The 22379-nt window shown below is 70.0% G+C and carries 28 protein-coding genes; 13 read left to right on the top strand and 15 right to left on the bottom strand.

The features are described 5' to 3' along the window. Positions 1 to 159 precede the first annotated feature (159 nt). Both AB0J74_RS10285 and AB0J74_RS10280 read left to right on the top strand, forming a co-directional pair. On the top strand, positions 160 to 951 hold the full coding sequence (locus AB0J74_RS10285; RefSeq protein WP_363446705.1) for a glucose 1-dehydrogenase: 792 nt from the start codon (positions 160 to 162) through the stop codon (positions 949 to 951). Positions 952 to 969: 18 nt separating this feature from the next. After that, on the top strand, positions 970 to 2154 hold the full coding sequence (locus AB0J74_RS10280) for a zinc-dependent alcohol dehydrogenase (protein WP_363446703.1): 1185 nt from the start codon (positions 970 to 972) through the stop codon (positions 2152 to 2154). Positions 2155 to 2213: 59 nt separating this feature from the next. Here AB0J74_RS10280 and AB0J74_RS10275 read toward each other — a convergent pair whose 3' ends face one another. From AB0J74_RS10275 to AB0J74_RS10260, 4 genes are all read right to left on the bottom strand, one after another. After that, positions 2214 to 2414 carry a hypothetical protein gene (locus AB0J74_RS10275; protein WP_363446701.1) on the bottom strand — a complete coding sequence of 67 codons (201 nt, stop codon included), beginning with the start codon at positions 2412 to 2414 and terminating at the stop codon, positions 2214 to 2216. Positions 2415 to 2529: 115 nt separating this feature from the next. Continuing rightward, positions 2530 to 3453, bottom strand: a complete 924-nt coding sequence (locus AB0J74_RS10270) for a carbohydrate ABC transporter permease (RefSeq protein ID WP_363446699.1) — start codon at positions 3451 to 3453, stop codon at positions 2530 to 2532. Beyond that, a complete protein-coding gene (locus AB0J74_RS10265) occupies positions 3450 to 4367 on the bottom strand; it encodes a sugar ABC transporter permease (protein WP_363446697.1) in 918 nt (305 codons plus the stop codon). The genes AB0J74_RS10270 and AB0J74_RS10265 overlap by 4 nt, the downstream gene beginning before the upstream one ends. A gap of 3 nt (positions 4368 to 4370) precedes the next feature. Beyond that, a complete protein-coding gene (locus AB0J74_RS10260) occupies positions 4371 to 5717 on the bottom strand; it encodes an extracellular solute-binding protein (protein ID WP_363446695.1) in 1347 nt (448 codons plus the stop codon). Between the two features lie 199 nt (positions 5718 to 5916). Here AB0J74_RS10260 and AB0J74_RS10255 point away from each other — a divergent pair, with 199 nt between their 5' ends. Then, entirely contained in the window at positions 5917 to 6234 is a 318-nt protein-coding gene (locus tag AB0J74_RS10255; RefSeq protein WP_363446694.1) for a hypothetical protein, read from the top strand. 70 nt (positions 6235 to 6304) lie between these two features. Beyond that, positions 6305 to 6703 carry a ChaB family protein gene (locus tag AB0J74_RS10250; RefSeq protein WP_363446692.1) on the top strand — a complete coding sequence of 133 codons (399 nt, stop codon included), beginning with the start codon at positions 6305 to 6307 and terminating at the stop codon, positions 6701 to 6703. Positions 6704 to 6722: 19 nt separating this feature from the next. On the opposite strand, the gene AB0J74_RS10245 is transcribed toward AB0J74_RS10250, so the two are convergent. Continuing rightward, positions 6723 to 7319 carry a TetR/AcrR family transcriptional regulator gene (locus AB0J74_RS10245; protein ID WP_363446690.1) on the bottom strand — a complete coding sequence of 199 codons (597 nt, stop codon included), beginning with the start codon at positions 7317 to 7319 and terminating at the stop codon, positions 6723 to 6725. Between the two features lie 110 nt (positions 7320 to 7429). Between AB0J74_RS10245 and AB0J74_RS10240 the strand changes: the two genes are divergently transcribed. The 3 genes from AB0J74_RS10240 to AB0J74_RS10230 all read left to right on the top strand — a co-directional run bounded on the left by AB0J74_RS10240 (position 7430) and on the right by AB0J74_RS10230 (position 8939). After that, a complete protein-coding gene (locus AB0J74_RS10240) occupies positions 7430 to 7987 on the top strand; it encodes a hypothetical protein (protein ID WP_363446688.1) in 558 nt (185 codons plus the stop codon). A 96-nt stretch (positions 7988 to 8083) separates the two neighbouring features. Then, entirely contained in the window at positions 8084 to 8386 is a 303-nt protein-coding gene (locus AB0J74_RS10235) for a hypothetical protein (protein ID WP_363446686.1), read from the top strand. Positions 8387 to 8483: 97 nt separating this feature from the next. Further along, positions 8484 to 8939 (top strand): SRPBCC family protein, encoded by a 456-nt coding sequence (locus AB0J74_RS10230; protein WP_363446684.1) that lies wholly within the window; start codon positions 8484 to 8486, stop codon positions 8937 to 8939. 15 nt (positions 8940 to 8954) lie between these two features. On the opposite strand, the gene AB0J74_RS10225 is transcribed toward AB0J74_RS10230, so the two are convergent. From AB0J74_RS10225 to AB0J74_RS10190, 8 genes are all read right to left on the bottom strand, one after another. Further along, the gene (locus AB0J74_RS10225) at positions 8955 to 9611 is read right to left on the bottom strand and encodes a hypothetical protein (RefSeq protein WP_363446682.1); all 657 of its coding nucleotides are present in this window, start codon (positions 9609 to 9611) and stop codon (positions 8955 to 8957) included. A 46-nt stretch (positions 9612 to 9657) separates the two neighbouring features. Continuing rightward, complete coding sequence (locus AB0J74_RS10220; protein ID WP_363446680.1) at positions 9658 to 10470, bottom strand: trypsin-like serine protease; 813 nt, start codon at positions 10468 to 10470, stop codon at positions 9658 to 9660. A 151-nt stretch (positions 10471 to 10621) separates the two neighbouring features. Next, the gene (locus tag AB0J74_RS10215; protein ID WP_363446678.1) at positions 10622 to 11185 is read right to left on the bottom strand and encodes a YcxB family protein; all 564 of its coding nucleotides are present in this window, start codon (positions 11183 to 11185) and stop codon (positions 10622 to 10624) included. A 19-nt stretch (positions 11186 to 11204) separates the two neighbouring features. Beyond that, entirely contained in the window at positions 11205 to 13325 is a 2121-nt protein-coding gene (locus AB0J74_RS10210; protein WP_363446676.1) for a bifunctional polysaccharide deacetylase/glycosyltransferase family 2 protein, read from the bottom strand. Further along, positions 13325 to 13720: a hypothetical protein gene (locus AB0J74_RS10205; protein WP_363446674.1), complete on the bottom strand. Its 396-nt coding sequence runs from the start codon at positions 13718 to 13720 to the stop codon at positions 13325 to 13327. The genes AB0J74_RS10210 and AB0J74_RS10205 overlap by 1 nt, the downstream gene beginning before the upstream one ends. Beyond that, on the bottom strand, positions 13717 to 14268 hold the full coding sequence (locus AB0J74_RS10200; RefSeq protein WP_363446672.1) for a hypothetical protein: 552 nt from the start codon (positions 14266 to 14268) through the stop codon (positions 13717 to 13719). The genes AB0J74_RS10205 and AB0J74_RS10200 overlap by 4 nt, the downstream gene beginning before the upstream one ends. Then, positions 14265 to 14834 carry an RNA polymerase sigma factor gene (locus AB0J74_RS10195; protein WP_363447761.1) on the bottom strand — a complete coding sequence of 190 codons (570 nt, stop codon included), beginning with the start codon at positions 14832 to 14834 and terminating at the stop codon, positions 14265 to 14267. The genes AB0J74_RS10200 and AB0J74_RS10195 overlap by 4 nt, the downstream gene beginning before the upstream one ends. A gap of 147 nt (positions 14835 to 14981) precedes the next feature. After that, the gene (locus AB0J74_RS10190) at positions 14982 to 15851 is read right to left on the bottom strand and encodes a hypothetical protein (protein ID WP_363446670.1); all 870 of its coding nucleotides are present in this window, start codon (positions 15849 to 15851) and stop codon (positions 14982 to 14984) included. Positions 15852 to 16150: 299 nt separating this feature from the next. Between AB0J74_RS10190 and AB0J74_RS10185 the strand changes: the two genes are divergently transcribed. From AB0J74_RS10185 to AB0J74_RS10165, 5 genes are read left to right on the top strand one after another with little or no spacing between them, the layout of a single operon-like run. Next, complete coding sequence (locus AB0J74_RS10185; RefSeq protein WP_363446668.1) at positions 16151 to 16705, top strand: YcxB family protein; 555 nt, start codon at positions 16151 to 16153, stop codon at positions 16703 to 16705. A 41-nt stretch (positions 16706 to 16746) separates the two neighbouring features. After that, on the top strand, positions 16747 to 17646 hold the full coding sequence (locus AB0J74_RS10180) for a L,D-transpeptidase family protein (RefSeq protein ID WP_363446667.1): 900 nt from the start codon (positions 16747 to 16749) through the stop codon (positions 17644 to 17646). Positions 17647 to 17683: 37 nt separating this feature from the next. Then, positions 17684 to 18448 carry an ArsR family transcriptional regulator gene (locus AB0J74_RS10175; protein ID WP_363446665.1) on the top strand — a complete coding sequence of 255 codons (765 nt, stop codon included), beginning with the start codon at positions 17684 to 17686 and terminating at the stop codon, positions 18446 to 18448. 14 nt (positions 18449 to 18462) lie between these two features. Continuing rightward, positions 18463 to 18843 carry a VOC family protein gene (locus tag AB0J74_RS10170; RefSeq protein ID WP_363446663.1) on the top strand — a complete coding sequence of 127 codons (381 nt, stop codon included), beginning with the start codon at positions 18463 to 18465 and terminating at the stop codon, positions 18841 to 18843. A gap of 16 nt (positions 18844 to 18859) precedes the next feature. Then, the gene (locus AB0J74_RS10165; protein ID WP_363446662.1) at positions 18860 to 20119 is read left to right on the top strand and encodes an APC family permease; all 1260 of its coding nucleotides are present in this window, start codon (positions 18860 to 18862) and stop codon (positions 20117 to 20119) included. Between the two features lie 18 nt (positions 20120 to 20137). On the opposite strand, the gene AB0J74_RS10160 is transcribed toward AB0J74_RS10165, so the two are convergent. Beyond that, a complete protein-coding gene (locus AB0J74_RS10160) occupies positions 20138 to 20521 on the bottom strand; it encodes a Rid family detoxifying hydrolase (protein ID WP_363446660.1) in 384 nt (127 codons plus the stop codon). A 192-nt stretch (positions 20522 to 20713) separates the two neighbouring features. Here AB0J74_RS10160 and AB0J74_RS10155 point away from each other — a divergent pair, with 192 nt between their 5' ends. Further along, a complete protein-coding gene (locus AB0J74_RS10155; protein WP_363446658.1) occupies positions 20714 to 21658 on the top strand; it encodes an NAD(P)-dependent oxidoreductase in 945 nt (314 codons plus the stop codon). 24 nt (positions 21659 to 21682) lie between these two features. On the opposite strand, the gene AB0J74_RS10150 is transcribed toward AB0J74_RS10155, so the two are convergent. Then, the gene (locus AB0J74_RS10150) at positions 21683 to 22327 is read right to left on the bottom strand and encodes an ABATE domain-containing protein (protein ID WP_363446656.1); all 645 of its coding nucleotides are present in this window, start codon (positions 22325 to 22327) and stop codon (positions 21683 to 21685) included. Between the last annotated feature and the right edge of the window lie 52 nt (positions 22328 to 22379).

The raw sequence follows: 22379 nt of genomic DNA, 5'->3' as shown, positions 1-22379 counted from the left end.
CGCGATTCATGCCGGGCTTTTGTCCGGTTTCCCGGCGTTTGATCGACCGGGAGCCGGGCACACAACCACCACCAACCCCAACACCGACGGGAGGCGATCGACATGGCCGGCGGGGCGCAGGGTGAGCCGCGGCAGGAACCGCCAGGGACCCTCGGCGCGATGCGCGAGAAGCCCGATCACGGCGAGGACAGTTACCGCGGCAGCGGGCGCCTGCAAGGAAAGAAGGCGGTCGTGACCGGTGGCGACAGCGGCATCGGTCGTGCGGTGGCGATCGCGTTCGCCCGGGAAGGGGCCGACGTCCTCATCTCCTACCTCAACGAAGACGACGACGCCCGGGAGACCGCGAAGCTCGTCGAGGCCGCGGGGCGTACCGCCGTCCTCGTGCCGGGCGACCTGTCGCAACGCGCGCAGTGCCAGGCCGTCGTCGACCGCGCCGTCGCGGACCTCGGCGGGATCGACGTGCTGGTCAACAACGCCGCGTTCCAGATGACCCACGAGACTCTCGAAGAGGTCACCGACGAGGAGTGGCAGCACACGTTCGACACCAACATCACCGCGATGTTCCGGCTGGTGCAGGCCGCCTTGCCGCACCTGGGTGAGGGCGCGTCGATCATCAACACCAGTTCCATCAACTACGACACCCCGAAACCGACCCTGCTGCCGTACGCGACCACGAAGGGCGCGATCGCCAACTTCACCGCCGGCCTCGCGCAGATGCTCGGCGACCGCGGCATCCGCGTCAACGCCGTCGCGCCCGGCCCGATCTGGACGCCGTTGATCCCGTCGACCATGCCACCCGAGCAGGTCGCCGAGTTCGGCAAGAACACCCCGCTCGGCCGGCCGGGCCAGCCCCGTGAACTCGCCCCGGTGTATGTGCTGCTCGCCTCCGACGAGGCCAGCTACATCTCCGGCGCCATCGTGCCGGTCACCGGCGGCAAGCCCATCCTCTAGCGGAACAGGAGGCATCCCGTGAAGGCCCTCACCTGGCAGGGCACGACGAAGGTCTCCGTCGAGGAGGTCCCGGATCCCCGGATCCAGGAGCCGACCGACGCCATCGTCAAGCTCACCTCCACCGCGATCTGCGGCTCGGACCTGCACCTCTACGACGTCCTCGGCATGTATCTCGATCCCGGCGACATCCTCGGCCACGAGCCGATGGGCATCGTCGAAGAGGTGGGCGCCGAGGTCACGCACATCAAGCCGGGCGACCGCGTGGTGATCCCGTTCAACATCTCCTGTGGACATTGCTGGATGTGCCGTAACGGCTGGTTCGCCCAATGCGAGACGACCCAGGTCCGCGACCAGGGCAAGGGCGCGGCCCTGTTCGGTTACACCAAGCTCTACGGTCAGGTGCCGGGCGCACAGGCGGAATACCTACGGGTCCCGCAGGCGACGTTCGGGCCGATCAAGGTGCCGGCGGAGTATCCCGACGAGCGGTTTCTCTTCCTCTCCGACGTGCTGCCGACCGCGTGGCAGGCCGTGCGCTTCGCCGATGTCCCGAAGGGTGGGTCCTGCGCGGTCATCGGGCTCGGCCCGATCGGCCAGATGGCCGCCCGGGTGGCGCGCCACCTCGGCGCCGACCGGGTGATCGCGGTCGACAGCGTTCCGGAGCGGCTCGAGATGGCCCGCCGGCACGGCATCGACGTGGTGGACACCCGTGACGTCGACGACGTACCCGAAGCGATCATGGATCTGACGTCCGGTCGGGGCGCCGACGGCGTCATCGACGCGGTCGGGATGGAGGCGCACGGTTCGCCGCTGCAGCACGCCGCCCAGCGGGCCGCCGGCCTGCTGCCGGACAAGGTCGCGCGGGCCGCGGTGGAGAAGGCCGGCGTCGACCGGTTGGCCGCGCTCAACACGGCCTTCGCCAGCGTGCGCCGGGCCGGCACCGTGTCGATCATCGGTGTCTACGGCGGCCAGGCCAACCCGCTGCCCATGATGGACCTCTTCGACAAGGGCGTCACGTTGCGGATGGGGCAGGCACACGTGAAGCGCTGGGTCGACGAGATCATGCCGGCCCTCGCCGGCGACGGTGACCCCCTCGGCACCGAGGACCTGGTCACCCACCGGCTGCCGCTCGACGAGGCGCCGCACGGCTACGACATCTTCAAGGAGAAGCAGGACGGCTGTATCAAGGTGGTGCTCAAGCCCTGACCCCGAGCGAGGGGGCCCTTCAGCGGGCCCCCTCGCGCCGAGTCTTCGTACCCGGACGCTCAGCGTCCACTCTGCAGATTGGGCGCATCCGGATCCTGCGCCCCCTTCGGATCGATGGAGGTGTCGGCCTTCTTGTCGGCATGGCCCTTGGGCCGGTCCGCGCCGTCCGCGGGCTTACGGGTGCCGGCGTCTCGCGACCCCTTCGCACCGCGGGCCTCCTGAGGCTCCTCCTCGAGATGCGAACCAGGCTTCTCAGTCATCGGCGAGTCTCTCCCTGGACGTGCGAGCAATGACCGGTTTCGCGGTAGAAGAGTGCGAAACCTCCCTAAATGCTAGCCTCCGGATCTCCTCCGTGTCGGGGTATAGGGGCCTGTTTCAGCCTTTGCGGCCGGTGGTGGCGATGCCTTCGACGAAGTGGCGTTGGGCGAGGAAGAAGATGATGATCATGGGCAGGGTGGCGATGACGCTGCCGGCGAGCACGATGTGCCAGTCCTGCTCTCCGCCGTACCCGAAGCGGTCCAGAACGACCTTGAGCCCGCGCGGCAGGGTGAACAGGTTCTCGTCCCGCAGGTAGATCAAGGGTTTCATCAGGTCCGTCCAGCTGGCCTTGAACTCGAACACGAGCACCACCAACAGCGCTGGGCGGATCAACGGGAACGCCACCCGCCAGAACAGCCCGGGGTAGGAGACCCCGTCGACGCGGGCGGCATCGAACAGCTCCCGGGGCAACGACAGCAGGAACTGCCGCAGCAGGAAGATGTAGAACGCCGAACCGAAGAGGTTGCCCGCCCAGAGGGGCACCTGGGTATCGGTCAACCGCAGTTCCGACCAGATCAGGTACGTCGGAATCATCGTGACCGCGAACGGCAGCATCATCGTGGCCAGCACGAGGCCGAACAGCAGATTTCGTCCCGGGAAGCGGAAGTAGGCGAATCCGAATGCCACCCAGGCGCTGGACAGCGTCACCGTCACGGCGGCGGCGACTCCCACGACCGTGCTGTTGAACAGCCACAGCGGAAGGGGCACCGCGTCGAATGCCTCCTGGTAATTGCCGGGGGAGAACGGGGTCGGCAGAAAGCCCCGCGCGAAGACGAACCCGGGCTCGCGCAGCGACGCGCTGACCAGCCAGACGAATGGCAGGAGGAAGATGACGGCCGCGATCACCAGTGCCGCCACGAACGCGACCCGCCATGGTCCGCGTCGCTCCGGTTCGGTCGGGCGCGGCCGGGTTGCCCTCTCGTTCGGCATCGGCGCGGGTACGGAGGCGGAGGCGGCCCGGCTGTCGGCGGAGACGGTCATGACTGCTCGCCTTCGTAGTAGACCCACCGCTTGGACACCCGGACCTGGACGATGGTGATCAGCAGGATCACCAGGAACAGCAGCCAGGCCATGGCCGAGGCGAATCCCATGTGGAGGAACTGGAACGCCTGCTGGAAGAGGTAGATGACGTAGAACGTCGCCGCGTCGGCGTTGAAGCGCTGCTGCGTGGCCTGGTTGCCGAAATACATCGTGTAGACCTCGCTGAACATCTGCAGCGAGGCGATCGTGTTGACGATCAGGGTGAAGAACAGCGTGCCGGAGATCATCGGCACGGTCACCGACCGGAACCGCTGCCACGCGCTGGCGCCGTCCACCGTGGCGGCTTCGTGCAGCTCACGCGGAACGTTCTGCAGGGCCGCGAGGTAGAGGATCACGGTGGAGCCCAGACTCCACAGGCTCATCAGCACGATGCCCGGCATGACCCAGTGGGGGTCGGTCGTCCAGCTCGGTCCGTCGATCCCGAACCAGCCGAGGAACCGGTTGATCATCCCGTCCTGGGTGTTGAGCAGCAGGAGGAACAGGATCCCGACGGCGACCGCGGGCGTCATCACCGGTAGGTAGAAGACCGTCCGGAAGAAGCCCGACAACCGGCCGATGCGGGTGAGCAGCAGCGCCAGGCCCAGCGAGATCGCCATGGTCAGCGGAACGTGCAGCAGCGTGAAGTAGACGGTGTTGCCGAGGCTGCGCGCGACCATCGGATCGGACATCATCTGCCGGTAGTTGTCGAGGCCGACGAACGTCGGCGCGTTGATGACGTCATAGTCGGTGAAGCTCAGCCACAGGCTCGCCACCATCGGGCCGGCGTAGAACACCAGGAACCCGATGACCCAGGGCGCCAGGAACAGAAGTGCCCACCGCGACTCACGCCTGGCCAGGGTTGCCCTCTTGGCCATGGTCTAGCCCGCGGCCTTGGCCAGTGCGGACGCCGCCTCCTGCTGGCCCCGGCGCAGTGCCGTGCTCGCGTCGCCCTGCCCCGACAGGGCACGGTTCGCGGCGTCGTACCAGGCCTTGTCGAACTCGGCGCCGGCCGGGGACGCCGGCAGTGAGAAGCCCTTGTCCTGGACCGAGAGGATGGTCTGCACGGCGTCGTCGAAGCGCTTGTTGCCGCTCGGTTTGTAGAGCTCGGCGAAGATGCGCTTGTCGGCGTCGACGTTCGCGGTGTAGAGGCCCGTGAACGCTTCGTTGTCGGCCTTGCGCTGGTCGACGCGGGCCTTCGCCGCCGCGACCCAGGTGTCGGTGGCCGTCATCGTCTTGGCGAACGTGCAGGCCGCGTCCGGGTTCTTGGCACCCTTCGGGATGACCCAGGCCGAACCCGACGCAAAGGTGAGCGGGTTGCCGGCCCGGTCGACGAACGGACGCACGGCGACTTCGGCGTCGGGTGTCTCGCGAGCCGCCACATTGAGGAACCAGTCCTCCATCGGCCAGACGGCGATCTGGTTCTTCGCCACGGGGCTCTGCGCGCCGAAGAAGTCGAAGGTGTCGCGGAAGGCCTTGAAGTTGCCCCAGCCGCCCTGGGCGTCGATGAGGGACAGCCCGGTCTGCAGCGCCTCGGCGACCTTGGGGTCGTCGAGGTGGGCGGTCCTGCCGTCGGCGGAGATCAGGTCGGCGCCGTTGGCCTTGGCCCACATCGGCAGGAACTCGGGTAGCTTCGGGTCGATACCGATGCGGCTCACCTTGCCGCCCTGGACCTTGGCCAGCTTGGCGTTCAGCGCCGGGAGGGCGGCCCAGTCGGCGAGGTCGATGTCGTCGGGGGACAGGCCCGCCTCGCGCAGGATCTTCTCGTTCATGTAGACGACGCGGACGCTGTAGAACTCGGGGATGCCGTAGACCTTGCCCGCGAGCGTCACCTCGTCCTTCGCGGCCGGGCGGTACTGGGCCATGTTGATGTGCTGCGTGGCTATGCAGTCGTCGAGAGGGAGCACGGATCCCTGTTTGGCGTAGGTGCCGACCAGTTTGCGGTTCATGTAGACCAGGTCCGGCGGGTTGCCCGACGCGACGGCGGACAGGAACTGCTGCTCGTCGAAGGCGCCCTCGGTGATGGTCACCTGGATGTCGGGGTGGGCCTTCTTGAAGGTGTCCACCCGGGTCGTGGCGATCTCGTCGGGCAGGCTGAAACCCAGTGTGGTGATCGCGCCCTTGCCGGCCGCGTCGTCGCCGTCGTCTCCGCCGCCGACGCCGCCGCACCCGGCCAGTGCCAACGAGATCGTCGCGGTGATCGCGACGCTGCGAACCCTCCGTGACATGTCTTCCTCCCCATGATCGCCCCCAGGAAAGGGGGGCCGGGCGCGGGATGCCCGAGCGGGAAGACTTCAAACCTCCAGTTTGTCCACTCAGGAAAGGGGGATTATCGACCATTTCGTCCGAATCGCCGGAGTACGGTGGAGGTCGAAGCTGGACCGGCTGAGGCGCGGGCACGACGCGTCATCACCACCGGAGGTAATCATGGCCGCAGATCCGAACACACCAGACGGCATCGACACCGAGGGCAAGGCCGTCCCACCCTACGAGGGCCGGCGGCAGTCCGCCGAGACCCGCGGGAAGGACGCCACCACCAAGGGCGGCGCGAAGGTCGGTGGGGCCACCGGGCCGGCCGAGGACGAGGACATGTCCTCGGCCGATCCCGACCAGACGCCCGGCGGCGCGACCGGCCTGCCCGCCGACGAGCAGCCAGCCGACGAGACGCGACAGACCGAACGGAGCGATCCTGGAGTGGGACCGGCCCACCAGCCCGGCGCCCGGCGCGGCGAGGACCGGTCGTAGGTCCGCCGCTTCGTCGACGGGATCGTCCTTTGTCACCTGCTGCAGCGGCGGTCAGCCAGCGGAGGGAAGCATGCCCGCTCGAGAAGACATGCCGAGCACACTGAAGCGCTCGCCGAAGAAGGCGCAGGACACCTACGCCAAGGCACACGACGCGGCCGTGGCCGAGTACGGCGAAGGTGAACGCGCCCACCGGACCGCGTTCGCCGCCGTCAAACACTCGTTCGAGAAGGTCGGAGACCACTGGGAGCCGAAGCGTAAGCGGGGGCCGAGCGACGCGCAGGCGGCGCGGAGCAACCGCGCCCAGCCGGCGGAAACGGCCTCCGGCGTCGATGCCAACGCGTCGAAGAAGCACCTCATCGACGTCGCGCGACGGCTCGACATCGCCGGCCGCACCACGATGTCCAAGGCGGACCTCGTCAAGGCGATCCAGAAGGCCAACAGCCGGGCCGATCGCAAGGCCCGCTCCTAGCTCGGGCTGGCCGCGGCGGTCAGGCTGGCTGGCGCGAGCCGTGGGCTTCGACGAGCCCGTCGACACCGCGCAGGAACGTCTCGCAGATCGCGGCCGGGTCGAACAGGCAGCCGGCGGCCATGGCGCCGTCGCGGAGCATGACGAAATGTCGGGCGGCCGCATCGGCGCCGGTCGCCTCGATGCCCGCCATCAGGGTGCTGACTGTGTCGAGGAACCAGGCCCGGTGGGCGAGGACGGCCTGATGCACGGGGTGGGTGGGATCGGGATACTCGGCCACCGCGTTCAGGAAGGCGCAGCCCCGAAAGCCGGGCGACCGGATGCCGTCGGCGATCGCCGACGCGACGGCCCGGACGGTGTCACTCGCCGGTGCCCCAGCGGCGATGGCCGTTTCCACCTGGGCGCGGATGCCCTGGTCGGCGCTGCGCAGATAGGCGACCACAAGGTCTTCCTTGCCAGGGAAGTGCCGATAGAAGGTGGCCCGGGTCACCTTCGCCTCGGCGATGATCCGGTCGACGCCGACCGAGTGGATGCCCTCCGTGTAGAAGACCCGGGTCGCCGTGGTCAGGAGCCGGAGTCGTGCCTCGGACGGCCGGGTCCCGGTTTCGCTGCGATCCATGGGCCCATCCTAGCGGATAGAACGTTCCGTCTTGACAAGCGCGAACCGTGTTGTCATCGTGAGGTCAGACAGAACGTTCGTTCTCCTTGTGAACCACCGAAAGGCTGACCATGACCACCGTCACCGCACCTCGGTTCTCGACGACGGCGGCCGCGCTCCGGCGGCTCTACTTCGCCCGCTTCGCGTTCGCGATCGTCTGGGCCGTCGTGACGTTCGCGATCGCCGACGAGCTCAGCGTGCTCGCGGCCACGCTTCTCGTGATCTACCCGTTGGTCGACGCGGCGGCCGCGGTCATCGACCGTCGCTCGTCGCGGACCACGGGGCCGCACAGGCTGCTGTCCGTCAACATCGTGGTCAGCCTGCTCGCCGCGGTCGCTCTGGCCGTGGCCGGCGCGTCCGGCATCCCCGCGGTCCTGCGCGTGTGGGGTCTCTGGGCGGTGGTGGCCGGGGTGGTGCAGCTGATCGTCGGGGTCTCCCGCCGCGGGATGGGTGGCCAGTGGCCCATGATCATCAGCGGCGGCCTATCGGTGCTCGCCGGTGGGTCGTTCGTCGTGGCGGCCTCAGGCGACGACCCGGCGCTGACCAACGCCGTCGGCTACGCCATCCCCGGCGCCATCTTCTTCCTCGTCGCCGCCATCCGGCTGAGCCGCTCGGCCAGGGCCAACTGAGCGGGAGCCCGGCGTGAACGCCTGCGTGACGTCGTCGCGTTGGGTCAGCATCGGGTGGGTGGCAACGCTGCGCCACCCGACAGAGAAGGAGGCACCGTGCCAACCAAGATCACGTTGATCGTCGACAACCCGGCGGACCCTGAAGAGTTCGAGAAGGCGTACGCGGAGGTGCGGCAGGCCGCGGAAGGCCTGCCGAAGCTCCAACGGGTCGAGTCGGCCAAGGTGTGGCCGAAGGAGGACGGCACGCCCACGCCCGCTTACCGAACGCTCGACCTGTACTTCGACAGCTACGAGGACGCCTCGGCCGCGGTCACCACGCCCGCCGCCGCTTCTATGTTCGGTGCCCTCGTGGGAACACACGTGACTTTCACGGGGCTGTTCTCCGACATCGAGCGGTAGCGGGGCCACCAGATCGGCGTGGCAGGTGCCGGGACGTTTAGCCGTCCGCACGCCGGGAACGCGAGCGCAGACCGCCGGTGTCGGCGCGGGGGTTACGGTGGCAACAACGTCGGGCGTCGTCAAGGCCCACCCGGAACGGGTTTTCGCGGTGCTGGCCGATGGTTGGAGTTATGCCAGCTGGGTGGTCGGCGCCTCGCACATCAGCGCGGTCGACGCCGACTGGCCCGCCGTCGGGGCCACGCTCCACCATCAGGTGGGGCCGTGGCCCCTGCATATCAAGGACGAGACCGTGGTGTCCGCGGTTGTTCCGGGACGCATGCTCGAACTTCATGCCCGCGCGTGGCCGCTCGGCGAAGCGACTGTCCTGCTGGAACTCGAGCCGGTTGACGCGTACACCCGGGTGACCCTGTCCTACGACCTCACGGCCGGCATCGGACGGTTGGTTCCGCACGCGCTTCACTCTGTTCTGCTCCGGCCGCGCAGCAACGAAATGCTCCAACGGCTGGCCGACATCGCCGAGCGCCGACGTGTCGCCGCTCCTGTCCGCGGCTAGCCGCGGCGCGCGAGCTCAGATCTTCGCCACCACTTTCCCGGCGACCTCTTCCAGCTTCTGCTGCGGCACGATCTGTGGCGCGGCGAAGAGGACCAGGCGCAGATTCTCCTCGTACGGGACGGTCACCGCCACGATCCGGAAGCCGTCCTTGACATAGCCGACGCCGGCCGCACCCAGATCCTCGACGGGCGTGGTCTTCACGCCGACCCCGGTCGCGATGTTGTCGATCGTCTTCTCCGCGGCGTCGGCCTTGCCCGGCCGCGTCGACACGGTCAACGCGAACGGCTCCTGGCCATCCTTCCCATACGCGCAGGTGTAGGCGACCTCGCCGTCGGACTTGTCGACCGGCAACTCGCGGGCCTTCAGTTTCGATCCGGTTTTCGAGCCGAGAACATCGACCAGCGCGTCCGCCGACAGCAGCTTGCAGGCCGAACTGATCTTCGCGAGCCGCGCCGGGCCGGTGCTGGATGGCGGCGGAGCGGAGGGTGGCGCCGCCACCCACTCCGCGGCGGACCCGGGCTCGTCGCCACCGCCGCACCCGCCGAGTCCCGCGATCGCCGCGACCAGCACCAATGACCGAACTACCCGGTTTTTCCCGAACAACGAACAGACCCTTTCCCCGTACGGACGAACCTTCCTCGTTCTCAGCGCTTCCAAGAGCGCGAGCGTCACACGGGCTGCCGGCCGCCCACCGACGGTAGGCGGCCGGAAAGCCGTTCTAGTCGAGGAACGATTCGATCCAGGTGAGCACCGGCGCCAGGTCGACGCGCGCCGCGTACGTCACGCCCGTGCAGTTGTTGTTGGTCACGAAGGAGTTGACCGCCAGGACGACGTCACCGAGCAGGATCGGCCCGCCCGAATCGCCGAAGCAGGTGCCGCCGCTCCCGCCGCCCGGGTTCGCCCGCAGCTTGAGGAACTCGTCGCCGGTGCGCTCCTGCCCACCGAAGACCTCGCTCGGCGCGTAGAGCCGGACCCGTGGCCCGGTCCATACCGGCTTGCCGCCGCCGCGCTGGTTGACCTGCACGCCGTAGCCGACGATGGCGACGTCGGTGCCGGTGGCGAGGGTGTCGACCAGGTTGACGGTGGGCAGTTGGCCATAGCTGGCCACCACCGATGTCGGCACCGGCTCGGAAAGCACGATCACGCCGACGTCGAGGTGCGCGAACTCCGGCAGGCCGTTGCCACACGGCGAGTTGCAGTAGCCGGGATACGTGTACGGCGTTCCCTCGTACGACGTGACGCCGCCGTTGGGGTACTCGGTGTTGTTCTGCACGTCCTCGGACAGCCACACCCGCGCGCGGACCGCGCCGTCGGTGCAGTGGCCGGCGACGAGGAACACCGTCGGCGACAGCAGCGTGCCGCTGCACCGCCAGGTCGGCGCGGGCTGGCCCGCCACCAGCGTGTCGAAGACCGCCAGGCCGACGTACGGGTGGCGGCCGTTGTCCGGTTGACCGTTGGTCACCGCCTGCGCCGGCGCGGCGACCAGCACCGTCGTGGCGACGACGGCCAGTAGTGCGAGGAGTCGTTTCATGGGCACGGTCCTTTCGCGATGGCCCGGGGAGATGCCCCCTAGTCACTCAGCGCCGCCGCGTGCGGCAATCACACGCCCATATCGGTCCGCAGGGGAAGGTGTCGGGTGTCGTCGAGGGTTTACCCTCGCGACGGGCCGCTCCTCCTCGCTCTCAGGCGCGCCGGTCGCAGTTCGCTTCGAGCAACGCCCGCAGCGGGGCGGGATCGCCGCTGTCCAGCCCACGTTTGGGCAGCACGAGAACCGCGGCACCGGCGCGGTCGGACGCGCGCAGGACGAACGACCGGTCTGTCTCGACATATCGCAGGTACTGGGACCACGCGGCGGTTTCCGTCCGGCTCGCGCTGGTCAGACGTAAGCCGCTGCCGTCAACGACGGCTCGGATCGGTTCGGACAGCCAGGGATTCCCGCGCATGATCAGTCGTGCCTGCCAGCGATAGATCCAACGGGCGCGGACGAGGAACCGGAACAGCAGCAGGCCGAACACGACGCCGCCGACCGCCACGGCGACGAGAACGACAACGTCGGTCACCGTCATGGCCGAGGACCTGCCCGAGCGGGCGTGTCCGAGGAGGACCCCGACGAGAGCGGCCACGATCAGCAGCGGGAGCAGCCATGGACGCCGGAGGCCGCGCCGGTGCGCGACGAGACCGTCGACCCAGTCCGCCTCCGTAAGGGTGTAACCGAGAGTCACCGGTCCGACGGTGACCTGCTCCAATGACATGCGTCCGTTCCCCTCAGACATGACCACGATCCTGGTAGATGTTCGGGACGAGGGCCGCCGCGGCACCGGTGCGGGCCATCCGGTGCCAGCGCAGCCGGCTGCCGAGCACGGCGGTGACCGCGGCCTGGACCACGACCAGGTACATGACCTGGCGGTAGAGCACCTGCTGGAACGGCAGGCTCCACAGCGGTCGTAGCGACTCCCCGTCCAGGCGCAGCGCGAAGCCGGCGGTCACGGCTTGCAGGAGCAGGAGCAGCAGCCAGCCGGCGGCGAGTTGGTAGGCGGGCAGGAAGAGCAGGCCGTAGACGGCGAAGACGTCGACGGCGGGCGCGGTGAGCGGCAGCAGCACCTGGAAGATCACGAGGTAGGGCAGGGCGCGCCGGCCGAGCCGGCCGCCGGGACCGCGCTCGCGCAGCGCGGCACGGTGTTTCCACATCGCCTGCATGGTGCCGTAGCCCCAGCGGTAGCGCTGCCGCCACAGTTGCCGCAGCGTCGCGGGCGCCTCGGTCCAGGCGATGGCCCGTTCGGCGTAGGCGATCTCCCAGCCCGTCCGGTGCAGGGCCATGGTCAGGTCGGTGTCCTCGGCGAGGGTGTCACCGGGCACGCCGCCGGCGTCTCGCAAGGCCGCCCGCCGGAACGCGCCGACCGCCCCGGGAATGGTCGGCATGCAGCGCAGCACCGCGTACATCCGGCGGTCGAGGTTGAAGCCGATCACGTATTCCAGGTGCTGCCAGCGGCCGAGCAGCCGCCGCCGGTTCGCGACCTTGGCGTTGCCGGAGACCGCGCCGACCCGCGGGTCGGCGAACGGCTGCACCAGCCGGTGGATGGTGTCGGGCTGGAACACGGTGTCGCCGTCGACGAGCACCAGCAGGTCGGCACGCGCGTACCGGATGCCGGTGTTGAGCGCGGCGGGCTTGCCGGCGTTGCGTTGCCGCACGACGCGTACCCCGGGCAGGCCGAGGCGTTCGACGATGTCGGCCGTGCCGTCGGTGGAGCCGTCGTCGACGACGATCACCTCGACAGCGGGATGGTCGCCCCCGATCAGCGACATCACGGTGGCCCTGATGTTCGCGGCCTCGTTGAAGGCCGGGACGATCACCGAGACCGGTGCCCAGACGCCGCGGCTGGGCGGCCGGCGTCGCCGGGCGTGCCACCACGCGCAGCCGGCCTGGAAGACGAGGCGACCGACCCCGAGCACGAGCGCCACTGCCAGCAGAGCGCTCATCACGGTGGTCAGGCCCGCGCCGAGCGCCTGGAACCAGCGCAGCGCGGTTCCCCTGAGCCGATCGACGCCCGACGCGGCCGGCGCCGGAACGCCGAGCGCGGCCGACACGGTGGTGAACCGGTAACCCTGATCCTGCAGCAGCGGAATGAGCCGGTCGAGGGCCGCGACGGTCTCGGACCGGTCCCCTCCGCCGTCGTGCATCAGCAGCACGGCCCCCGCCCCGCGCGCGGGTGTCGCGGCGCGGACGATGGCGTCGACGCCGGGCCGGCGCCAGTCGTTGGTGTCCAGGTCGGCGAGGACGGCGATCTGGCCCTGGCCCGTGGCGTCGCGCAGGGCCGCGACGTCGGCGGGCGTGACGTCACCGGGGCGGGACGAGAAGGGTGGCCGGAACAGCGGTGCCTGGCGGCCGGTCGCGCCGGCGATGGCGTTGCGGGTGAGAGCGAGCTCCAGGTGCCGTCGCCAGGGTGCGGCCGCGCTCAGGTCGGCGTGGGTGAACGTGTGCGAGCCGAGGTCGTGCCCTTCGGCCACGATCCGTCGGGCCAGCGCCGGCTCGGCGTCGACCCGGGAACCCACCGCGAAGAAGGTCGCCGGCACCTTGTGCCGGCGCAGCACGTCGAGCACCTGCGGAGTCCACAGTGGATCCGGGCCGTCGTCGAAGGTCAGCGCGATGGTCCGGGCCGGCAGCGTCCGGGTGACCAGGTCCCCGGCGTCGGCCCGGACGAACGGCCCGGACAGCGGGGTCGCCGCCGAGGTGGCGAGCCCGGGCCGACCGGAGCCGCCGCCGCCGCCACGGGCGTAGCCGTCGAACGCGAGGCCGGCGAGCAGCACGAGCAGGCCGAGCGCGAAGAGCACCCAGTGCGCGCGGGGGTCGCGCCGGGCGACGTGCCGCGGCCGGTGTCCGGCGGGCATCAGCCGGCCTTGTGCTGCGGGTGGCTGGGCTTGGCGGTCGGCCGGTTCTCCCGCCCGTTACCCCGCCCCGGCCGCACGGAGCTGCTCGCTGTCGCGCTGGGGTTCGCGGCGGGTCGCGCGCCCGGTGTCGTGGCCGGTGGCACCGCGGTGGACGGGCCCCCGGGTGAGGCGGGCGGCGCGGCGGGCGTCGGCGCCGGCCCGATCACGGCGGACTCCGATCCGGGTGGCACGGCGTCGTGGTCGCTCCACCCGCTCAGCGGCAGTGGCGCGCCGGCGACCAGGCCGGCGACCAGCAAACCGAGGGCGCCGACCAGGGCAGCGGCCGCGGCGACCGCGAGCCAGCGCAGGACGCGGCGCCGCCGGCCGGTCCGGTCCACGAAGATGTCCGCGCTCACCGGCCGTTACCCCCACGCGGCTCGGGAGTGTGCTCGTTCTTCCGCCCGGGCGTGGGATGCGCGCTGTTGGCGTGTGGCTGCGGCGAGCGAGCGTGCTCGTTCGGGCCCTTTGTCCGCCCGGTGGATGGGGTCGTAGCGGGAGCGCCTGGAGTGCGCGGCGTGCCGGCTGGCGAATCTTGTTCGTCGCGGACGTCGGGGGTCGCGGGCGGCCGGGGCGGCACCGCGGGCGCGGGCCGCGGCGTGTTGCGGACCGGCACGGGCAGTGTCCCGGTCGCGCTGGCGACCGCGAGGCCGGAACCGGCCAGCAAGGCTCCTACGACGGCGACCTTGAAGGTCAGGACCCGGGACAGCGCCCGCCGGGCCCGGGGCGGCGGGGGTGCGTCAGCGCCGGCTCGGAACATGAGCGCCGCCTCCTCCTCGCCGAGCAGCTCGTCCGGGCCGGCCGGCCCGCGCGCATGCGCCAGCACTCGACCCAGTGGCGTGTCGGCGTCTTTCCCGTCGAGGAGGCGTTCGGCCGTCGCGCGGTCCGGCCACCGTGTGCCGGTCATGGCGAGTCCTCCGGCATGAGAGTGGCCAGCCGACGCAGCCCGCGGTACGCGGCGGTGCGCACCGCGCCCGGCCGCTTGCCCAGGATCCGCCCCACGGTCTCCGCGTCGAGGCCCATCACGACCCGCAACAACACCGCCTCGGCCTGTTGCGGCGGCAGCGTCGCGACCAGCGCGATCGCGGCACCGGTGGCCACCGCGTCGGCCGCTTCCGCTTCGGTGTCGGCGCTGCTGGCCAGGTCGGCCAGCGTCTCGACCGGCACCGCCACGCTCGGACGCCGGCGCAGCCGCCGGGCGTGGTCCATCGCGCGATGGCGGGCGATCGTGGCGGTCCACGCCCGGAAGTTGGCGTAGTCACCGGAGAACCCGGGCAGGTCCCGGCAGACCTGCAGCCAGGTCTCGGACGCGACGTCTTCGGCGTCGTCGCCGATCAGGCCGCGCAGGTAGCGCAACAGGGCAGGCTGAACCTCCCGGAACAGTTCCCGAAAGGCCCCTTCGTCACCGTCCTGCGCGGCGGCCACGGCGCCGGAAAGATCGGCGGGGCCGGCGGTCGACGCCGGCTCCACCATCACATCCACGCGTGCGTCCTGGTGTGCTGCTTCACGGGAGAAAGAGCGTCGCCACCTGCATTGGTGTTACACGCAGCGGACAGTGACCGGTCGCGAACTCTCCGGCCGGGGTTACCTGCCGGAGACCTATCGGCCCAACCGTGCGGGTCAGCGGCCGCGGACATGTCTGACGACGCCGATCCCGACCAGCAACAGGGCGACGAGGCCGACCAGCGCGACGATGCCCAGCACGATCAGCAGCCGACGTACGACGGCACCGTCCCGCAGCAGCGCCCGCGCAACGCTGGTGTCGGTCGCCGTGACGGTGCCGCTGCCGGCGTCGGCAGCGCCGGCACCGCTGGTCGGGGCGGCACTGGGCCTGCTGCTCGCGGTGGCGTGGGGCTGACCGGTGGCGGCGGCGTGCGGCTTGGCCGTCGCCGCGCGCGGGCGCGTCGTGGCGGTGCGTGGGCTGGTGGTCGCCGGGTGCCCGGCACCGGAGTCGCGTGGCGGTGCCGGGTTCGCGATGTGGATCTTTCCGCGCGCCGCCGCGGCTCCTCCTTCACAATGCTGTTCGAAGGTGGCGTCGAAGGCCTGCACGTAGCCGCCGGAGCCGAAGACCGCCTTCGAGATGGTGAACGAGCCGGTCAGTTCGTTGCAGCCGCGGCCCTCGCCGCTCAGGTCGAGGCCGGGGCCGGTCCCGTTGAACGGGTGCCGGTGCGCTGCGCTGTAGGTGCGTGCGGCGAGGACCTGCGTGCCCGGTGCGTCGAAGGTGAGGGTCCACCAGTCACCGTTGTAGCCGGTGACCGAGACGCTGACGGTGCTGCCGGTCGCGCTCGACACGTTCAGCGCGTCGCCGCCACCGGTGGAGTACGCGTACGAGTCACCCTGGGTGATGTAGTCGCCCTGGTCCCCGCTGAAACTGAGCGACCCCGTGCTCACCTTCTGCGCCTGTGCCGTGCCGGCCACGAACAGTCCTCCGCAGGCCGCCGTCAACAGCACGACAGCCGCCAGGGCACGGCGCCGCCATCGCATCTTCACGCTCTTCCTCCCCGTAGACGACGACCGTGCTCGGGTCGCCGTCGGTTACAGCGCCGACGGCCGCGTCTTCGTCACCGAGGCGGTGTGACGAAGAGCGCGCATCCGGCGCTTAACCAACCGACCCGCACACCTACCGCACGGACGTGGACCTGTTGAGCGCAAAGCACGAGAACAGACCTCATTTCTCGACTGCGCGTCGTTCGTCTCTCAGCCCGCAGTTCGGCCGGCCGCGACGCCCCGGACCTCGAGGCTCGCGACCAGGACAAGGACCACCGGCCGCGCCGAATGAACAGGACACGATGGTTCCGATCGAACTTCGTTACAGCCTTACCCCGCACGATCTCGTCGATGGCCTCGGTGTCCAGCGGCACGGCGTGCGGCGCCGTTGGCGGATCGCCTTGCTGGCGCTTCCCGCCCTGGTCGGGCTCGCCATCGGCTTGGTCCGCTCGAACGTTTGGGACCGGCCGGCGGATTCCGCGGCGGCGGTCGTCATAGCCTGCCTCGTTCTCGTCGTACTCGCCGTGGGATTCGGCCTGCTGACCCACCGGGTTTTCGCGCGCCGGATGCGGCTCTGGCAGGCCCGCTTGATCATGCGTGGGAACCCGGCGTTCTCGCAGCCCGTCCGGACCACCGTGTCGGGCGTCGGCATAAGCGCGGAGAACGCGACCGGGGCGTCGAGGTCGTCGTGGTCCCAGTACCCGCTGTACGTCGAGACGGACCGGTCCTTCGTATTGCTCGCTTCGAAGGGTTTCGGCGCGATGGCGCTGGTACTGCCGAAGCGCGCGGTGGTCGACGGCGACGCGACCCGACTGCGAGCGATGCTCGATGCGCATTCCCACCGGGCGATGCCATGAGAGCTCTTTCGCGTACGTCAGAATCTATCGGAGGAGTAAGGATGCGGACGCCGTTCCGGCGGGATGTGTTGGCTGCCATCGCGGTGGCGGTGGTGGGTGTGCTGGGACTGACATCCTGTGCGGATCCCGGCCGAGACGGCGCGGCGGACGCGGCGTCGATCTCACCCGATGATCCTCCTGGATCGGTTGTCGTTCCCACCGTTCCCGTCGCATCGCCTACGGCGCACCGGATCCCGTCGCCCTCGGTGCGCCCGACGAACAAGCCGTCGCCGAAACGGTCGCCGGCCCGCGTCCAGACCAGCAAAGCCGAGACGCCCAAGCCATCCGGCACCATCGCGTCCCGGCTACACACCATTCCGGCCAGCACCCGCCAGCTCATCGTCGTCTACAGCAGCGGCTACGGCACGAGCGTCGCGTCCTTCGAAACCTTCGAGAAGGTCAACGGCGTGTGGCGGTCGAAGTTCGGCGTGATGAGCGCTCGAATCGGGTCCAAGGGATTCAGCGACAGCCATCAAGAGGGCATACCCACGACGCCGACGGGCGTCTACACCATCGGTTCCACCATGTACGGCGTGCGCGCCAATCCCGGCGTCAAATACACCTACCACCAGCTTGTCGCCAACGACTACTGGGACGAGAATCCCAGCTCGTCGACGTACAACAGCTTTGTGCACGGCACCGATCCGGGTGGATACAGCGAGGCGCTGTGGCAGACCGTGCCGCAATACAACTACTTCGCGGTCATCAACTACAACATCCCGGTCAAGGAAGCCACACCTGCCCGCGGCAGCGGCATCTTCCTGCACGTCATGGGAAGCGGTGCCACCGCGGGTTGCGTGTCACTGACCCAGAGCGACCTCCTCCGCGTGCTGGAATGGCTCGATCCGGGGGCGGCTCCGCGCATCGTGATGGCGCCCAGCCAGAACCTCGGGCGCTACTGACGCATTCATCAAACCGGTTTGATGTATCGTCGGGGTCGTGGTGTCATCGACTCTCGGCGCGCCCGCGTTCCTGCACCTGGCGGCACACCCGGTGCGGTGGCGGCTGCTGTCCGCGCTGGCCGCCAGTGACCTGCGGGTTCGTGAGTTGGTCGGGCTGGTGGGGGAGACGCAGAACCTGGTCTCCTACCACCTGCGCCTGCTCCGCGACGGTGGGTTGGTCACCGCGACCCGCAGCACCCTGGACGGCCGCGACACCTACTACCACCTCGACCTTGACCGCTGTTCCGAGGGCCTGGCGAGCAGCGGCGGCTCCCTGCATCCGGCCCTGCGCCGGCATGCCGACGATGCGGGCGCGCTAGGCCCGTTCCCGCCGGTGGCGGTGCTGTTCGTGTGCACCGGCAACACCGCCCGCTCGCCCATCGCCGAAGCTCTGCTGCGCACGGCGACCGGCGGCCAGGTGGACGTGGCCAGCGCCGGGAGTCACCCGAAGCCGCGGATGCACCCCGGCACGGTCCGTGTGCTCCGTGAACAGTTCGACATCGACATCACCGGGTGGCATCCCCGCCACCTGGACAGCGTGGCCGAGCGCCACTTCGACGTCGTCATCACTCTTTGCGACAAGGCCCGCGAGGCCTGCCCCGACGTCGCCGACCATCCCCGGCGGATCCACTGGAGCATCCCCGACCCGGCCGCCAACGGCGACGCGCCGGCCGGGGACGTGTTCACCCGCACCGCGACCGACATCCACCGACGCGTTGTCCACCTGTTGCCCGTCCTGACAACCGAGTTCGTCACCCGTTGACGGAGGTCCGCACCGTGACTACACCAGATCAGCACGCCAGCGTCCGCTACCTGGTCGACGACGTCCAGGCCGCCGTTGACTACTACCTGAGGCACTTCGGATTCCACGTCAATACCAACTCCGCGCCGGCGTTCGCCGATGTCATCCGGGGTCCGCTGCGGCTGCTGCTGTCGGGACCCGCCAGCTCCGGCGCCCGGGCAACACCCGGCGATCTGGCGGGTCCGGGCAGGAACCGCATCCACCTGACCGTCGACGACCTCGACGCGGAGATCGACCGGCTTCGCCAGCGCGGTGTCGCGTTCCGGAGCGAGGTCACCTCCGGCCCCGGGGGCCGGCAGATTCTGGTGGCCGACCCCGCCGGAAACCTGATCGAGCTGTTCGAATCGGCGCACTAGACAAAGGTTTCCACCGTTGACTAAACACCCGGGGTCCGTCGACGGCACCCTGCGCCGCCGGTTGGGCGTATTCGACGCGGTCGTGATCGGGCTCGGCGCGATGATCGGCGCTGGGATCTTCACGGCCTTGGCGCCGGCCGCCGCAGCCGCCGGTTCCGGGCTCCTGATCGGGCTCGCGGTCGCGGCGGTCGTCGCCTACTGCAACGCCACGTCGTCCGCGCGACTGGCGGCCCGCTACCCGGCGTCCGGCGGCACCTATGTCTACGGTCGCGAGCGGCTCGGCGAGTTCTGGGGCTATCTCGCCGGCTGGGGCTTCGTCGTCGGCAAGATCGCCTCCTGCGCCGCGATCGCGCTGACCGTCGGTGTCTACGTCTGGCCGGGCCAGGCGCACCTCGTCGCGGCCCTGGCCGTCATCGTTCTGACCGCGGTGAACTACGTCGGGATCCAGAAATCCGCATGGGCCACCCGGGCCATCGTGGCGGTGGTGATCGTCGTGCTGGTCATGGTCGTCGTCGCGGCACTCGGCTGGGGCGATCCGCAAGCGGCACGGTTGGACATCGGCGCCGACGCCACACCCGGCGGCGTGCTTCGCGCCGCCGGTCTGCTCTTCTTCGCCTTCGCGGGCTACGCCCGCATCGCGACCCTCGGCGAAGAGGTACGCGATCCCGCCCGCACCATCCCTCGCGCGATCCCCCTCGCGCTCGGCATCACGCTGGCCGTCTACGCCCTGGTCGCCGTCGCGGTTCTGGCGGTGCTCGGCCCACCGGCCCTGGGCGCTGCTACCGCGCCACTCTCCGACGCTGTGCGGGTGGCCGGTGCCGGCTGGCTCGAGCCCGTCGTCCGCGCCGGCGCCGCGATCGCCGCGCTCGGTTCGCTGCTGGCCCTGATTCTGGGCGTCTCCCGCACCACCTTCGCGATGGCGCGTGACGGCCATTTCCCACGGACCATCGCCGCCGTCCACGAGCGGTTCGGCGTGCCGCACCATGCGGAGTTGCTCGTCGGCGTGGTTGTCGCCGTCCTGGCCGGCACCGCCGACCTACGGTCCGCGATCGGGTTCTCCTCGTTCGCCGTGCTGGTGTACTACTCCATCGCGAACGCGTCCGCCTGGACCTTGAGCCCGCAGGAGAATCGTCCGGCGCGGATCATCCCGATCGTCGGGCTCGCCGGCTGTCTCACGCTCGCCTTCGCCCTGCCCGTCACCTCGATCGTCTCGGGTGCGGTTGTCCTCGCCGTCGGCGCCGCCGCCTTCGCCGTCCGCCGGCTCCAACGGCGTTGACGGGCCGTCCAGGGTTGGCTACGTAGGAAGCACGGCGACGGCCTCGATCGAGACGAGCAGTCCGCGTGGCAGCCGGACGTTGGCCGGCGCGGAGCGAGCCGGCGGGGGATCGGGCATGTGCCGGGCGTAGACCGCGTTGAGGCGCTGGAAATCGTTCACGTCGGCGTAGAAGATCGTCGTCTTCACCACGTCGGCCATCGAGGCGCCGGCGCCGGCGAGGACGGCGGCCAGGTTCAGCAGGGCCTGCTCGGTCTGGGCCTCGATGCCCTCCGGGACAGCCCCGGTCGCCGGGTCAATGCCGGCCATACCGGAGCAGAAGACAAATCCGCCGGCGACGATCGCCTGGCTGTACGGTCCGAGCGCTGCCGGTGCGTCCTCGCTCGAGATCGCTGTTCGAGTCATGGTTCCCTCCGTGGCGGTTGGCCGAAGGTGAGTGCCGTCGACTCTATGCGAGTCCGCCTGACCTGTTGTCCGTGTGACGTCGTTGAGCTGCCGGTGCTGCCTGTGGGTCGTGGTGGCGGCCCCTGAGCCGTATCCGGATCCGACCTGGGTAACCGTCGTTCAGCAGGGGGTGAGCACAACGAAGGGGGCGTCATGAGGATCTTCGTCGCCGGCGCGTCCGGCGCGATCGGTGGCCAGCTCGTTCCACAGCTCGTGGAACGCGGTCACGAGGTGGTCGGCACGACACGCTCGGCCGCCAAGACCGGTGCCCTGCGCGCGCTCGGCGCCGAGCCGGTGGTCGTGGACGCGCTCGACCGGGACGCGGTGGCCGGCGTCGTGGCCAAGGCGGAGCCCGAGGTGATCGTCCATCAGCTCACCGCATTGAGCGGACCGGCGGACGTGCGGCACGCGAAGCAGACGTTCGCGGCGACCAACCGGCTGCGGACGGAGGGCACGGACCATTTCCTGGCCGCGGGGCGGGCGGTCGGCGCCCGCAGGTTCGTGGCGCAGAGCAATGCGCTCTGGATGGAACGCGCCGGCGCGCCCGTGGTCGACGAGGACGGGCAGCTCGAGCCGGACCCGCCTGCCGACGCCGTGCCGCTGGTGGCGGCGTTGCGACACCTGGAGGAGGCGGTCACCGGCATCGACTGGGCCGACGGCATCGTCATTCGCTACGGCGGGTTCTACGGCCCCGGGACCGATCTGAGCGCTGCGGCCGACGCCGTGCTGACCGAGCAGGTCCGCAAGCGCAGGTTCCCGATCATCGGCAACGGTGCGGGCGTGTGGTCGATGGTGCACATCAGCGACGCCGCGTCGGCCACGGTCGCGGCCATCGAGCGAGGCCGGCCCGGGATCTACCATGTCGCCGATGACGAGCCGGCACCGGTGCGGGAATGGTTGCCGTACCTGGCCCAGGCCTTGGGCGCCAAGCCGCCGCGGCGGGTCCCGGCCTGGCTGGCCCGCGGGCTGGCTGGCGACTTCGCGGTGGACATGATGACCCGGGCGCCCGGCATCTCCAACGAACGGACCAAACGCGATCTGGCCTGGGCGCCCGTGTATCCGAGCTGGCGCGCCGGGTTCACCACAGGGCTGAGCTGATCGTCCACATCGGATCACCAGCCGTCAGGAGCCCGATCTGGGCGTCGGCTGTGTCGTTCGGGTGCGTCGGGCAGCGACGTAGCGGCGGATCTTCGCGGTGGTTCCGCAGTCGTCCATGCTGCACCAGCGGCGACTGCGGTTCTTGCTCTCGTCGTTGAAGAGGAAGCGGCAGCCTCCACATGCCTTGATCCGGCCGAGCATTCCGCCGGTGAGCAGCTCGGTCGCGGCGTGGACCACCGGCCGCAGCGGTCGGCCCAGCGTGTGATCGTCCCGCCACGTCCAGGTGAACGTGGTTCCGTGCTCGTCGAGGTGTGCGTGGCCGACCGCGTCGCCTTCGTCGTCCCGCAGCAGGGCGAGCGCGTGCGTATCCGGCCTTCGGCCGGCGGAGAGCGACCGGAAGATCTCGTCGAGATAGTCACGGGTGCGCAGCGCCCGCGTGAACGCCGCCTGAGCGCCACTCGGATCGTCTTGTGCGGCCCGGTGCAGGACTGCCGCGTCCGGCTCGGTGAGAGCGCCCGCGTAGACGGCCCAGGCGACCAACTCCGGATAGCCCGTCAGCACGTCGTCGTCCGGAGGTCCGTCGGGTGGGCCGCTGCGGGTGTTGACGAAATCCAGGGCGAGGTCGCCGCCGACCAGGCGCATCCGGGCAACACCCTCGACTGTTTCCATCGAAATCCACTTTACCAGTAGACGCCGGTGGGGCACCTCGATACGGTGTTTC

Source organism: Asanoa sp. NPDC049573 (assembly GCF_040676615.1).
Lineage (GTDB): Bacteria > Actinomycetota > Actinomycetes > Mycobacteriales > Micromonosporaceae > Asanoa.
This window is presented reverse-complemented; position numbering and strand designations above follow the sequence as displayed.